Origin of the sequence: Croceicoccus sp. YJ47 (genome assembly GCF_016745095.1) — a bacterium.
Lineage (GTDB): Bacteria > Pseudomonadota > Alphaproteobacteria > Sphingomonadales > Sphingomonadaceae > Croceicoccus.
Map to the genome: position 1 here is coordinate 1,710,041 of NZ_CP067087.1, position 13,437 is coordinate 1,723,477.

Genomic DNA, 13,437 nt, shown 5'->3' on the forward strand with positions numbered 1-13,437 from the left:
CGCTCTGCGGTTCAGCCTTCGGCGCTGTCGAGGACGAAACCGCGCAGGGCGGCAATGCCCATGCCCTTTTCCGCGCTGGTGATCGAAATTTCGGGATGGGCGGCGGGACGCTTGCGGATTTCCGCACGGGTGCGGTCGGCAACGGCGGCAAGCTCGCTCGCCTTGATCTTGTCCGCCTTGGTCAGGCAGATGCGATAGGACACCGCCGCCGCGTCGAGCATTTCCATGATGTCGGCGTCCACCGGCTTGATCCCGTGGCGCGCATCGATCAGCAGCAAGGTGCGTTTGAGCACCACGCGTCCGCGCAGGAAATCGTTCACCAGGAACCGCCATTTCTTGACCACGGACGGCGGCGCCTTGGCGAAACCGTATCCCGGCATGTCGACCAGCCGCAAGACGGCGGGATCGCCCACGTCGAAATAGTTGAGCTCCTGCGTCCGGCCCGGCGTGACCGAGGTGCGCGCGATCGCCTTGCGCCCGGTGAGCGCGTTCAGCAGCGAGGATTTGCCCACGTTCGAGCGTCCGGCAAAGGCGATCTCCGGCACCGTCGGTTCGGGCAGGAAATGCAGCGCGGGCGCCGATTTCACGAATTCGACCGGCCCTGCGAAAAGCCGCCGCGCGCGCTCTTCCATCTCGGCGAGGCGGAGCCCTTCGGCGTCGGGACCGGTGGCATTGCTCATTTTTTCGGCTTTCGCTTGGACGCACCGTTTTCGACCACCTGCGCGGCGGGCGATTTGGCTTCCTCCGCCTGCGCCTGAAGCTGCGGATGGCGGGAATAGAGCCATTTCTGCTGCGCGATGGTGAGCGTGTTGGACGTGATCCAGTAGATCAGCAAGCCGGCCGCGAACGGCGCCATCACGAACATCAGGATCCACGGCATGAACATGAAGATCTGCTGCTGCTGCGGGTCCATCTGCGCCGGGTTCAACCGGAACTGCAGCCACATGGAGAAGCCGAGCAGGAGCGCGAGCACGCCGATGGCGAGGAAGCCCGGCGGCTGAAAATCGAGCAGGCCGAACAGGTTGAGGATCGTCGCCGGATCGGGCGCGGACAGGTCGCGAATCCACAGCGCAAACGGCTGATGCCGCATCTCGATCGCCAGCATCAGCACCTTGTACAGCGCAAAGAACACCGGAATCTGCAGGAACATCGGGAGACAGCCGGCGAGCGGATTGACCTTCTCCCGCTTGTACAGCTCCATCATCTCCTGCTGCAGCTTGGGCTTGTCCTCTTTATAGCGTTCCTGCAGCGCCTTCATCTTGGGCTGCAACGCCTTCATCGCGGCCATGGACTTGAACTGCTTCTGCGCGACGGGGAACATCACCAGCCGCACGAGCAGCGTCAGCAGGATGATCGCCACGCCGAAATTCCCGACCAGCGCGAACAATTGCTTCAGCAGCCAGAAAATCGGTTTCTCGAACCAGCGGAACCAGCCCCAGTCGATCGCGAGGCCGAAATTGGCAATGCCCTGCGCCTCGTAAGCGTCGAGCACATTGCTTTCCTTCGCGCCCGCGAACAGCCGGGTGGTGGTGGAATACTGCCGCCCGCCGGACACGGTGACGGGGTCGTAGATCACGTCGGCGCGATAGCTCTCGCCGCCCAGCGCGCGAAACGCCGCCTCCGCCTGCGCGCCATCGTCGGGCACGAGCGAGGACAGCCAGTAAATGTCGGTGAACCCGATCCAGTCGGCCCGGCCCGCAGGCTCGATCAACCGGTCCTCGTCGATATCGTCGTAATCATTGTCGAACGCGACCGACCCATCGAACGCGCCAATGGGGCCGGAATGCACGGTCCAGGTATCGGTGCTCGCCGTCGTCGACGTGCGATTGATGAAGCCATAGGGCTGCACCGCGACCGACCCGCCGCCGGTGTTGGCGACCGTCTGCGTCGCGGTGATCATGTAATGATCGTCGATGGCGAAGCGGATCTGGAAAACCTGCCCCTGCCCGTTGTTCCAGCGCAGCGTGACGGGATTGTCGGCGGTGAGAACCTCGCCATCGGCCTGCCACACCGTATCGGGGCCGGGGGTCGGCACCCCTTCGCCCAGAAAGCCGAATTGCGCATAATATTGCGCGGGCGTGCCGGCGGGGGAGAACAGGCGAACGGGGCCGCTGTCCTTCTCGATGGTCTGCCGATGGGTTTTCAGCGTGACGTCGTCGATCTTCGCGCCGACGGGATTGATCGAGCCGGCGATTTCCGGCCCGTCGATGCGGATGCGGTCCGCCTGCGTCAGTTCGGTGGCGAGGTCGCGTTGCTCCTCGGCAATGGCGACGGGATTGGTCAGCCCGCCTTCGCGCGTGCGCTTGACCGGGGCATCGCCGGGTTCGGCATTCTCGATCACCTCGCCGCGCGGCTGCGGATAGAAATAGCCTGTCGCGGCATCCCAGCCGAACAGCAGCGCGGCGACTAGCACCACGGCCAGGAGGAGGTTGCGCTGCTCGTTCACGTCAATTCCCTAATTCGCAATGGCAAAGGCGGACCGGCCGGGCCGTCTGCGCCTGTCGTCGTCGGTCGTGGCGGGGCCGCCCTGCCGGTGTCCGCATGCCTCATGGCACGGGATCGTGGCCGCATCCGCCCCACGGATGGCAGCGCAATAGCCGCTTGCCCGCCAGCCAGCCACCCTTAATCGCGCCATGCCGGCGAAGCGCCTGTATCGCATATTCGGAACAGGACGGCGTGAACCGGCACGACGGCGGCAGGATTGCCGACGGGCCGATCTGCCACAGCCGGGCAATGGCAATGAGCAGGTATTTCATCGGCCCGCGTCCTTCGGTGCATCGCCGTGCCGCCCGCTGGTCGCAGGTTTGCGGCGTCCGCGCGCATTGCCGCGTGGATTGCGCCCCCGCGGGGGATCGCCCTTGCCATCGCGCGCACGTTTCAGCGCGGCGCGCAATTCACCGGCAAGCGTCTCGAAATCCCGTTCGACCCCGCCGTCGCGCCCGATCAGGACATGATCGTGCCCGGCCAGCCCGCATTCGGGCAGGATCGCCCAGAGCAATTCACGAAACCGGCGCTTCATCCGGTTGCGCACCACGGCATTGCCGATCTTCTTCGTGACGGTAATGCCATAGCGCATGGTTTGCGGGTCGAGCCCGTTGGGCCGCGCAAGCAGCACAAAACCGGGCCGCGCGACACGCACGCCCCGGTTGGCGGCCAGATAGTCGGCCCGCCGGGACAATCCGGACGGGCGATTCGGCATAAGAGTGGTTTAGGCCGACAGCTTCTTGCGGCCGCGGGCGCGGCGGGCACGCAGAACCTTGCGGCCACCGGGGGTGGCCATGCGGCTGCGGAAACCGTGGCGACGCTGACGCACGAGATTGCTCGGCTGAAAAGTGCGCTTCATGGCGAAATCCTGTATCTCTGGTTGGCCGGGATGCAATGGCGCGAAACCGGCACGAATAAACAGGGCCGCCAGACAATGGCGACCGCGTGATGGGCTGCCGTTACGGTCCGCGCGGCGCGGAGTCAAGCGCGAAGCAAGGGCGAGGCCGCTCTCGACATTGGCAGGGATGCGCGTCACAAGCCCGGGGGACGGCGCGAAAAAGGGCACGAAGCGATATGGTCGCACTGGTATCTACGGTTGCCTATCTCGGGCTCGACGCGCGCCGGGTCGAGGTGCAGTGCCAGCTTGCCGCCGGATTGCCCGCGTTCAATATCGTGGGCCTCGCCGACAAGGCGGTGGGCGAAAGCCGCGAACGCGTGCGCGCCGCGCTGGCCGCGATGGGGCTGGCGCTTCCGGCCAAGCGGATCACGATCAACATGTCGCCCGCCGACCTGCCGAAGGAAGGCTCGCATTTCGATTTGCCGGTTGCGCTCGCGCTCCTGGCTGCGATGGAGGTGGCCGATGCCGAGCAATTGTCCGACTATGTCGCCGTCGGCGAACTCGCGCTCGACGGGCGGATCGTCGGCTCGCCCGGCGTGCTGCTCGCCGCGATCCACGCGGCGCAGGCGGGCAAGGCGCTCATCTGCCCCGCCGTGCAGGGCGCCGAGGCGCAATGGGCGGGCGGCGCATCGGTCGTCGCCGCGCCCGATCTGGTCAGCCTGCTCAACCATCTGAAAGGCACGCAGCAATTGCCGGTGCCCGCCCCCGGCATGGTGGAGGAGCCGGTGCCCGGTCCCGACATGCGGCAGGTAAAGGGGCAGGAAACGGCAAAACGCGCGCTCGAAATTGCGGCGGCGGGCGGGCATAACCTGTTGATGATCGGGCCGCCGGGCGCGGGAAAATCGCTCCTTGCGAGCTGCCTGCCCGGCATATTGCCGCCGATGACCTCGACAGAGGCGCTCGAAAGCTCGATGGTGCAATCGGTCGCCGGCATGCTGGAGGATGGCCGTATCCGCCGCGCCCGCCCGTTCCGGACCCCGCACCATTCCGCCTCGATGGCCGCGCTCACCGGCGGCGGGCACAAGGTGAAGCCGGGCGAGATCAGCCTCGCCCATCTCGGCGTGCTGTTTCTCGACGAATTGCCGGAGTTTCAGCGCGCGGTGCTCGATTCGCTGCGACAGCCGCTGGAAACCGGCGAGGTCAGCGTTGCGCGCGCCAATGGCCACGTGACCTTTCCCGCCGACGTACAGCTTGTGGCGGCGATGAACCCATGCCGCTGCGGGCATCTGGGCGATCCAGCACTGGCCTGTTCGCGCGCGCCGAAATGCGCCGCCGATTATCAGGGCAAGATTTCGGGACCGCTGCTCGACCGGATCGATCTGCATATCGAGGTCGACCCGGTCTCCGCGCGCGATCTGGCGCTGCCGCCCGCGGCGGAGGGCAGCGCAGAGGTCGCCGCGCGCGTCGCCGCAGCCCGCCGGATACAGGCCGAACGCCTGGCACAGACCGGCGCGCGCACCAATGCACAACTCAATGGCGAGGCGCTGGACCGGTTCGCCACGCCGGACGAGGCGGGCCGCGAATTGCTGTTCAAGGCGGCCTATGCGATGCGTCTTTCGGCGCGCGGCTATACCCGGATCCTGCGCGTCGCGCGCACCATTGCCGATCTTGCCGGCGCGCGCGACATCGGGCGGGTGCACGTGGCCGAGGCGCTGTCCTACCGCCGGCAGGCGCCGCGCGCGTAAACGCTTATCCCGCGACGCGCGCGACGGGCGCGGTAAAGCGGACGGTCATGCCCTCCTCGCCGAAATCGACCTTCGCGCTTCCGGCGGGGTCGAGCCCGCTCTGCACGAGCCGCATGCCCAGCCCCTTTTTCTCCGGTTCGGTGGCGGGCGGACCGCCGATTTCGCGCCAGACGATGACGAGCTGCGGCTCATCGGCGTGATCCTCGACATGGCTCGCGATTTCGGCGCGGCCCCCTTCGACGGACAACGCGCCATATTTCATCGCATTCGTCGCCAGCTCGTGCACGAGGATGGAGAGCAGCAGCGTGGGGCGCGAGGCAAGGTTGAAATCCGCCCCCGACCACACGATCCGCTCCTCCATGCCGAGCCGCGACAGCACCGCCTCCACCACCGCGCGGAGCGAGCCTGCCGCATGCGTCCGGCTCAACAATATGTCGTGCGCCGACGACAATGCGGCGATGCGCCGGTTGAATTCCATCACCGGTTCCGCATCCGCCACGCCGCGCAGCGTATGGCTCGCGATCGCCTGCACCAGCGCCAGCGAATTCTTCAGCCGGTGGGACATTTCCTGATTGATCGCGCGCTGTTCCGTGACATCGGTGATCACGCCGTAAAGCCGGTCGGGCTCGCCCTTCTTGCCCGGCGCCAGTTCCGCGCGTCTTTGCACCCATCGGCGCGCGCCGCCCGGTTGCTCGATCTCATATTCCGAAACGCGCAGATCGTCGGCATCGTCCACCGCATCGAATGGCATCGCATCGCCAAGCTGCATCGCCGACAGCATCGCCACGTCGACCGCGCTCACATCGTCGAGGCCGTAGATTCGGCGAAATTCGCGCGTCGTTTCGGCGATTCCGGTTGTCAGATCCACTTCGAAGGCGCCGACATGGCCGGCTTCCTCGGCAAGGCGCATGCGCTCCACCGTGCGGCGCATGATCGCGGTTTCGCGCTCGGCATCGGCGACCTCGCGCCGGAGTTCCAGGCTGGTGACGACCTGTTTCGCGAGGCCCGTCATCATGCGTTGCTGTTCGCGGGTCAATCCGCCGGGGCGGGGCGCGGTGTCGATCACGCAGAGCATGCCGATGATCGTCCCGTCGGGCGTGATGAGCGGCGCGCCGGCATAGAAACGGATCTGCGGATCATGCAGGACGAGCGGGTTTTGCGCGGTGCGCGCATCCTTCGTCAGATCCTCGATGATGAGCATCCGGTCGCTGTCCATGCCATGGCGGCAGACCGACTGGCTGATCGGGGTTTCGCACGCCTCGAACCCGATGCGTGCCTTGAACCACTGCCGGTCCGCCTCGACCAGGCTGATGAGGGCGACCGGCGCGTCGCAAAGCTGTGACGCGATAAAGACGATCTCGTCGAACGCATCCTCGGCCGCGGTGTCGAGCACGCGATAATCGTCGAGCGCACGCCGGCGCTTGCGTGCCGCGCGGTCCCGTGCGGGCGGCGGGGTCTGCGCCGTGTCGGCGGTATCGGAGGTCGCGTCGTCGCGGGAGGGGTCTGCGGTATAACTCATGATGCAAGGCGATCGTAACATGGTGGGCGGGCGGCATGGGCACGGGAGCCGACGCGGCGGTTATCAAGGCAATTGACGCTATCCACGGGGCAGGTCCATAGCATAGCCATGCTGCTTCGTATCAAGTTTTCTGCACGAAAGGCGATCGGAATGGCGGTCGGCGCCGCGTTCCTCGTCCCCGCCATCACGGCTCCGCTGGCGCAGGATACGGACGCTGTGGCCGTGCCCGTGGCGGAGGACCGCGCGGCCTTGCGCTGTGCCGCGGCGTTTGCGCTGGCGTCGGGGGCGGATGCGCGCGGCGAACCCGTGCCCGGCTATGCTGGAATCGGCGAGCGGGGGCGCGAATATATGGTGCGCACCGGCGCGCGCCTGACCGCCGCGGGATGGAGCCGCGCCGATGTCGCCGCCGCCATGCGCGATGCGGCGGGGCAGGTGGCCTACCAATTGCCGCAACTGGCCCCGGCGTGCAATGCGCTGCTCGATGCCGAGGTGCCGCCTGTGCAAACCGCGAGCCGCGCCCGGTGCGTCGCATCGTTGCAGATCGCCGCCGCCGCAACGACGGGCGCGGAGGCGGAACGTTTGCGCGCGCGTGCGGCCCGGCTGGGCGAAACGCTGCGCCGGGACGAAGGGGCCGAAACCGCCGAGCGCGCCATCGCCGCCGCGCGTGAGGGCATGTTGAACGGCCGTGCGGGTTCGCTCCCCGCGGATTGCGACGGGGGCGGCGCTGCGCCCGGTTTGGAACTGGTCAAACCGGATTGAAGCGCGCATGATGGCGAACGCGTATCGAAGGGGATGCGCGAGGACCGGGAACCGCCATGTATATCGCTCTCATCCTGATCGTCGTGCTGGCGATCGTCATCCTGTTTTCCAGCGTGCGCGTGGTCCGGCAGGGCTATGTCTACACGATCGAGCGGCTGGGCCGGTTTACCAAGCCTGCGCATCCCGGCCTCCATGTGATCGTGCCGTTCGTCGATCGCGTCGGTCAGAAGATCAACATGATGGAGCAGGTGCTCGACATTCCGGGGCAGGAGATCATCACCAAGGACAACGCCATGGTCGGCGTCGATGCGGTGGTGTTTTTCCAGGTGCTCGACGCGGGCAAGGCGGCCTATGAAATCTCCGGCCTGCACAATGCGATACAGGCGCTCACCACCACCAATCTGCGCACGGTCATGGGGTCGATGGACCTCGATGAAACCTTGTCGAAGCGGGACGAGATCAATGCCCGGCTGCTGTCGGTCGTGGATCATGCGACCTCGCCCTGGGGGCTGAAGGTGACGCGGGTCGAGATCATGGACATCCGCCCGCCCAAGGATATTTCCGACGCCATGGCCCGGCAGATGAAGGCCGAGCGGCTGAAACGCGCGCAGATCCTCGATGCAGAAGGAAGCCGGGCCGCAGAAATCCTGCGCGCGGAGGGGGAGAAGCAGGCCCGCATCCTGGATGCCGAGGGGCGCCGCGAATCCGCATTCCGCGATGCCGAGGCGCGCGAACGCGAGGCCGAGGCCGAGGCCCGCGCGACACAGGTCGTGTCCGATGCCATCGCGTCGTCGGGGACGCAGGCGCTGAACTATTTCGTGGCGCAGAAATATGTGTCGGCGGTGGAGGAATTCGCCCGCTCGCCCAATGCGAAGACGATCCTGTTCCCGGTCGAGGCGACGCAGCTCATCGGCTCGCTCGGCGGGATCGGCGAGCTGGTGCGCGATGCGGTGACCCCGCCCGCCGGCGCGGCCAAGGCGGATGCGCCGCGCGCCCAGCCCGCGCCTTCCGACAATGGCACGCCGTTCCCGCCGCGGCCCACCGTTCCCGCCACCCGGGACGATCGCGCGTAATGGACTGGCTCGGCGAACTCGATGGGGAATGGGCATGGGTCGTGATCGGCATCGTGCTGGCGACGGCGGAACTGATCGTGCCGGGCTATTTCCTGATCTGGATGGCCGCCGCCGCGCTGGCCACCGCGCTGATCGCGGCGGTGACGGCGGTGGGGATCGAGATACAGCTGCTCAGCTTTGCGGTGTTTTCCGTATTCTCGGTGGCGGCGGCGAAGAACTGGCTCAATTCCTATCCCATCGAATCGTCCGATCCGTTGATGAACGATCGCGGCGGGCGGTTGATCGGCCAGGGCGTCATCGTCACGCAACCGATCGAAAGCGGCGAGGGGCGCGTGCGCCACGGGGACAGCGAATGGTCCGCACGCGGTCCCGATGCGCCGGTGGGCACGCGGCTTACCGTCATCGGGCACGATGGCACCACGCTTGTTGTCGGACCGCCGAAGGCTCCCCATATCGGCAGCAACAGCGAAATCATGCCGTAAGGAATTGACGATGGCCGACAAGATGAACCTCTCCGACGCGGAATGGCGTGACCGGCTCACGCCAGAGGAATATCACGTCCTGCGCGAAGGCGGGACCGAGCGGGCCTTTACCGGTGAATATAATGCCAAGAAGGAACCCGGCATCTACAAATGCGCGGGCTGCGGCACGCCCTTGTTCCCGTCCGACACCAAATATGACAGCGGTTCCGGCTGGCCCAGCTTCTACGCCCCGCTGGACGAGAGTGCGGTCGAGGAAAAGACCGATACCTCGCACGGCATGGTCCGGACCGAGGCGCGCTGCGCCACGTGCGAAGGGCATCTGGGCCACGTGTTTCCCGACGGGCCGAACCCGACCGGCCTGCGCTATTGCATGAACAGCGCGAGCCTGGACTTCGAACCGAAGGACGATTGAGCGCGGCGCACCCCGTTTCGCCCGTCGCCCGCTTCCTGCCTTGCGTTCATCGAAGGTTGTGGCACGCCTGTGCATCTGTCGCTAGACACAGGCGCGAAGCGGGGCCTTCCCGCGGCAGATTGACGGATCAGAATGGCGAACGACAGCAGGCGGCGACCCACTCCGCGCCGGCCGCGCAAACCCGAAAAGCGGAAACGGCGCTGGCTTGGCCGGGTGCTGGGCTGGGGGACCGCGCTCGTGGTTCTGGCCGCGGTGGGCCTGTTCCTTGCCGTGGCGTTTACCGCGCGGTCCCTGCCGAGCTACGCCGCCCTGCGCGCGAGCGAGCATGGGCAGATGATCGTCGTGCGGGCGCGCGACGGGACGGAGATCGTCCAGCTCGGCCCCAGCTATGGCGAATGGCTCAATTCCCGCGAAATTCCGCAGGTGATGAAGGGGGCGATGATCGCGGTCGAGGACCGGCGGTTCTACTCGCACTACGGGGTCGATCCGGTCGGCGTGCTGCGCTCGCTCTGGGTCCGCGCGCGCGAAGGGCGCTGGCGGCAGGGCGGCTCCACCATCACGCAGCAGCTCGCGCGCAACATCTTCCTCAACAACAATCGCACGTTCGAGCGCAAGGCGCGCGAGGCGATCCTCGCCCTCGCGCTGGAGCAGAAATTCACCAAGGAGGAGATTCTCGAACTCTACCTCAACAAGGTGTATTTCGGCGGCGGCGCCTATGGCATCGATTCGGCGAGCCGGCTGTTCTTCAGCCATCCTGCGACCGAGCTGTCCACGCCGGAAGCCGCGATCATCGCAGGCTTGGTCAAGGCGCCGTCGCAATATTCCCCCACCGCCGATGCCGAGGCCGCCGTTTCGCGGGCGAGCATCGTGCTCCGCCTCATGGCGCAGGAAGGCGTCATCAGCCCGTATGAGGCGCGCAATGTCGACCCCGAAACGGTCCGACTGAAAAAGGACCACGGACAGAATTCGGTCCGCTATTTCACCGACTGGGCGCTGCCGCAGCTCGACATGCTGCTCCCCAATACGTTCGAGCCGATCGAGGTGTGGACCACGCTCGACCCCGGATTGCAGGACGCCGCCACCGCCGCGATCCGCAACAACGCCCCCTCGGGCGCGCAGGGCGCATTGGTCAGCATGGACCGCGACGGCGCCGTGCTCGCGCTGGTCGGCGGTGCGGATTACGTCAAATCGAACTATAACCGCGCGACGCAGGCGGTGCGGCAGCCCGGCTCCGCGTGGAAGCTGTTCGTCTATCTCGCCGCGCTGGAGGCCGGCTACACCCCCGATTCCGCGGTGGTCGACAAGCCCGTCACGATCGAGGGGTGGAGCCCGCGCAATTCCGGCGGCCGCTATGCCGGACAGATCGACCTGCGCAGCGCCTTCGCCTATTCGAAGAACACCGTCGCGGCGCAACTGGGCGAGGAGGTCGGCTTCGGCACGGTCGCCAGCATGGCACGGCGGTTCGGCATCACCACGCCGATTTCGACGTTTCCGTCAATGGTGCTGGGCGCGTCGGAAACGCGGCTGATCGACATGACCCGCGCTTTTGCCGCCGTGTCGGCGCAGGGGCGTTCGGTCACCCCCTATGGCATTACGAAGGTGACGGGGGCCGATGGATCGCTCCTCTATCGCCGTCAGCCGGAACGCGAACAGATGCTCGTCGCGCCCTATGTCGCGGCGGCGATGACCGATCTGTTGCAGACCGCGGTGAGCACGGGCACCGGCCGCGCGGCGCAGATCGGCCTACCCGTCGCGGGCAAGACCGGCACGACAAGCTCGAACAAGGATGGCTGGTTCCTCGGCTTTTCGAGCGGGATCACCACCGGCGTGTGGATGGGCCGCGACGATGCAAAGGCGGTGAGCGGGTTGCAGGGCGGCGCCGCGCCGGCCCGCGCCTTTGCCGATTTCATGCGGCGCGCCGTTGCGAAACGTCCGGTCGAACAGTTCCAGACCGAATTGCAGCTTCCCGAATGGCAGCTCGAACCCGATGACGAGACGTGGTTCGGCAATCCCGACGATTATTATTTCATGGACGAGGACGGCAATCCGGTCGACCCCGTGCGCGGCGATGGCTGGGGCCGTTATGATCAGGGTTACGGGCAGGGTTACGGCGACGAATATGACGAGGATTACCGGTATCGCGGGAGCGAGCCGGATGAGCCGCGCGTCGTGCGCCCGCGCGACGAGTATCGCGGCCGGAACCGGGACGAAGGGGATCGCTTGCCGTCCACCCCGCCGCCGCCGCCCGCCGCGAATGAGGATTTCCTGAACCGGGCGACCGGACGCGGCGATGGCGGTGCATCGGGGACGCAGGGCGGGGCGTCGTCCGGCACTGCCGCCGCCCCGCCGCGGGCCCGTCCCTTGCCGACGCCCACCCCTGTCCCGACCCGGACCCCGATTGCGCCGCAGTCGCCCTGATCACCCGCCAAGGGCCATGCATGAAAAAAGGGCCGCCTCCCGATGGGGAAGCGGCCCTTTCTTTATAGGCGGACGGTGGTTTAGCGAATGCGGAGCGGGATATAGACCGCCTGCTGTCCGCGGCGCTGCACCCGCACCAGAACGGCCTCGCGGCCTTCGTCCTGTGCCATGCGGATCACCGCCTCCAGATCGGCATTGCTGCTGACCGAACGGTAATTGGCGCTGAGGATGATGTCCCCGCGGCGAAGACCCTTTGCCGCGGCGTCGGACGAGCGCGCGACCCCTGCGACGACAAGCCCGCCGGTGTCGTCGGACACGCCGAGCTGACGCGCGATCTGCGGCGTGAGAGGCGTGGTCGACAGGCCGAGCGCCTCGCCGATGGAGGAATCCTCGCCGCTCGGCTCACTCTGGTCCAGGCTGTCGCCGTTTTCCTCCGGCGCCATGAACTGGTTCTGCTGCGCCAGCTCCTCGGCAGTGGGGCGCTGTGCGATCTGGGCGGTCAGGCGCACGCGCTCGCCATTGCGGATCGCGATGATAGGCACGCGCGTGCCCGGCTCGATATTCGACACCACGAAGGACAGGGTCTGTTCGGGCGTTATTTCCTTGCCGTTGATTTCGATCACAACGTCGCCTGCGCGCAGGCCCGCTACGGCCTCGGCGCCGCCGGGCACCACCGATTGCACGAATTCGCCCCGGTTGCGGCGAATGCCGAGCGAGGAGGCAAGATCGTCGTCGACGGCCTGAATCTGGATGCCGAGATAGCCGCGTTCGATCTCCTCGCCGCTGATGAGCTGGCGCACGATGGGCGCGGCGGTTTCGGCGGGAATTGCAAAGCCGATGCCGACGCTGCCCCCGGTGGGGGAGAAGATGGCGTTGTTGATGCCGATCACATTGCCCTGCATGTCGAACATCGGCCCGCCGGAATTGCCCCGGTTGATGGCCGCGTCGGTCTGCAGATACCGGTCATAGGCGCCGCCGCCGCCCGTCGCGCGATACACGGACGAGATGATGCCCGACGTGACCGTACCGCCCAGGCCGAACGGGTTGCCGATGGCAATGACCCAGTCGCCGACGCGGGCCTGGCGCGAATCGCCGAAATTGACGAAGGGGAACGGATCGTCGCGATTGACCTTGAGCACGGCGAGGTCGGATTCGGGATCCGCGCCGACCAGCTCCGCCTCATATTCCCGCCCGTCGGGCAGGGTGACGGTGATTTCCTCGATCGTGGCGCGGCCCTGTGCGGTGACGACGTGATTGTTCGTCACGACATAGCCGTCTTCCGAGATGATGAAGCCCGAACCCAGCGATTGCGCCTCGCGCGTCTGCGGCTGTGCCCCGCCGCCGCCGCGCCGGCCGAACATCCCTTCGAAGGGGGTGCCGGCAAACGGGTTCTGTTCCTGCACCTCGACCCGCTGACGGGTGGAGATGTTCACGACCGCGGGGGCGAGCTGTTCGGTAAGATCGGCAAAGCTTGCGGGCGCACCGCTGCGCGGGACGACCCGGCTCATCGTGGCGTCGTCGTTCTGCGCGATCTGCGCCCCGGCGGGATAGCCGGTGGCGAGGGAAACCGCGGCGCCGCCCAGCAGCAGCGCGGTGGTAAGCGAATAGGCGTAGCGCAAAGGTTCTATCCTCGTTCGTTTCTGTTGCACCGGACCTGTGAGGTCCGGTAGTCCCATCCCCGGTCGGGCGTGATTTCACACCGCATCC

At 66.8% G+C, this 13,437-nt stretch carries 13 protein-coding genes; 6 read left to right on the plus strand and 7 right to left on the minus strand.

Going from position 1 to position 13,437, the window contains the following annotated elements; genetic code table 11:
• Positions 1-11 precede the first annotated feature (11 nt).
• The 5 genes from yihA to rpmH form a co-directional block, all read right to left on the minus strand.
• Positions 12-680 (minus strand): ribosome biogenesis GTP-binding protein YihA/YsxC, encoded by a 669-nt coding sequence (yihA, locus tag JD971_RS08385; protein ID WP_202082539.1) that lies wholly within the window; start codon positions 678-680, stop codon positions 12-14.
• Positions 677-2,446 carry a membrane protein insertase YidC gene (gene yidC, locus JD971_RS08390; RefSeq protein WP_202082541.1) on the minus strand — a complete coding sequence of 590 codons (1,770 nt, stop codon included), beginning with the start codon at positions 2,444-2,446 and terminating at the stop codon, positions 677-679. Before yidC ends, yihA begins: the two co-directional genes overlap by 4 nt.
• Positions 2,447-2,546: 100 nt before the next feature.
• Entirely contained in the window at positions 2,547-2,756 is a 210-nt protein-coding gene (gene yidD / locus JD971_RS08395; RefSeq protein ID WP_202082543.1) for a membrane protein insertion efficiency factor YidD, read from the minus strand.
• Positions 2,753-3,199: a ribonuclease P protein component gene (rnpA, locus tag JD971_RS08400; RefSeq protein WP_202082546.1), complete on the minus strand. Its 447-nt coding sequence runs from the start codon at positions 3,197-3,199 to the stop codon at positions 2,753-2,755. The genes yidD and rnpA overlap by 4 nt, the downstream gene beginning before the upstream one ends.
• 9 nt (positions 3,200-3,208) lie before the next feature.
• Entirely contained in the window at positions 3,209-3,343 is a 135-nt protein-coding gene (gene rpmH / locus JD971_RS08405) for a 50S ribosomal protein L34 (protein ID WP_202087482.1), read from the minus strand.
• A 215-nt stretch (positions 3,344-3,558) separates the two neighbouring features.
• Here rpmH and JD971_RS08410 point away from each other — a divergent pair, with 215 nt between their 5' ends.
• On the plus strand, positions 3,559-5,067 hold the full coding sequence (locus tag JD971_RS08410) for a YifB family Mg chelatase-like AAA ATPase (RefSeq protein WP_202082548.1): 1,509 nt from the start codon (positions 3,559-3,561) through the stop codon (positions 5,065-5,067).
• A 4-nt stretch (positions 5,068-5,071) separates the two neighbouring features.
• Here JD971_RS08410 and JD971_RS08415 read toward each other — a convergent pair whose 3' ends face one another.
• On the minus strand, positions 5,072-6,586 hold the full coding sequence (locus tag JD971_RS08415; protein ID WP_202082550.1) for a sensor histidine kinase: 1,515 nt from the start codon (positions 6,584-6,586) through the stop codon (positions 5,072-5,074).
• Positions 6,587-6,694: 108 nt separating this feature from the next.
• Here JD971_RS08415 and JD971_RS08420 point away from each other — a divergent pair, with 108 nt between their 5' ends.
• From JD971_RS08420 to JD971_RS08440, 5 genes are all read left to right on the plus strand, one after another.
• A complete protein-coding gene (locus tag JD971_RS08420) occupies positions 6,695-7,345 on the plus strand; it encodes a hypothetical protein (protein WP_202082552.1) in 651 nt (216 codons plus the stop codon).
• Between the two features lie 56 nt (positions 7,346-7,401).
• Positions 7,402-8,418, plus strand: coding sequence for an SPFH domain-containing protein (locus JD971_RS08425; protein ID WP_202082554.1), 1,017 nt, complete (start codon positions 7,402-7,404; stop codon positions 8,416-8,418).
• Positions 8,418-8,900 (plus strand): NfeD family protein, encoded by a 483-nt coding sequence (locus JD971_RS08430; protein ID WP_202082568.1) that lies wholly within the window; start codon positions 8,418-8,420, stop codon positions 8,898-8,900. The genes JD971_RS08425 and JD971_RS08430 overlap by 1 nt, the downstream gene beginning before the upstream one ends.
• A gap of 10 nt (positions 8,901-8,910) precedes the next feature.
• Positions 8,911-9,312 carry a peptide-methionine (R)-S-oxide reductase MsrB gene (gene msrB / locus JD971_RS08435; protein WP_202082570.1) on the plus strand — a complete coding sequence of 134 codons (402 nt, stop codon included), beginning with the start codon at positions 8,911-8,913 and terminating at the stop codon, positions 9,310-9,312.
• A 132-nt stretch (positions 9,313-9,444) separates the two neighbouring features.
• The gene (locus JD971_RS08440; protein ID WP_202082572.1) at positions 9,445-11,730 is read left to right on the plus strand and encodes a transglycosylase domain-containing protein; all 2,286 of its coding nucleotides are present in this window, start codon (positions 9,445-9,447) and stop codon (positions 11,728-11,730) included.
• Between the two features lie 80 nt (positions 11,731-11,810).
• Here the strand turns inward: JD971_RS08440 and JD971_RS08445 are convergent, their stop codons facing one another.
• The gene (locus tag JD971_RS08445) at positions 11,811-13,349 is read right to left on the minus strand and encodes a Do family serine endopeptidase (protein ID WP_236672004.1); all 1,539 of its coding nucleotides are present in this window, start codon (positions 13,347-13,349) and stop codon (positions 11,811-11,813) included.
• Between the last annotated feature and the right edge of the window lie 88 nt (positions 13,350-13,437).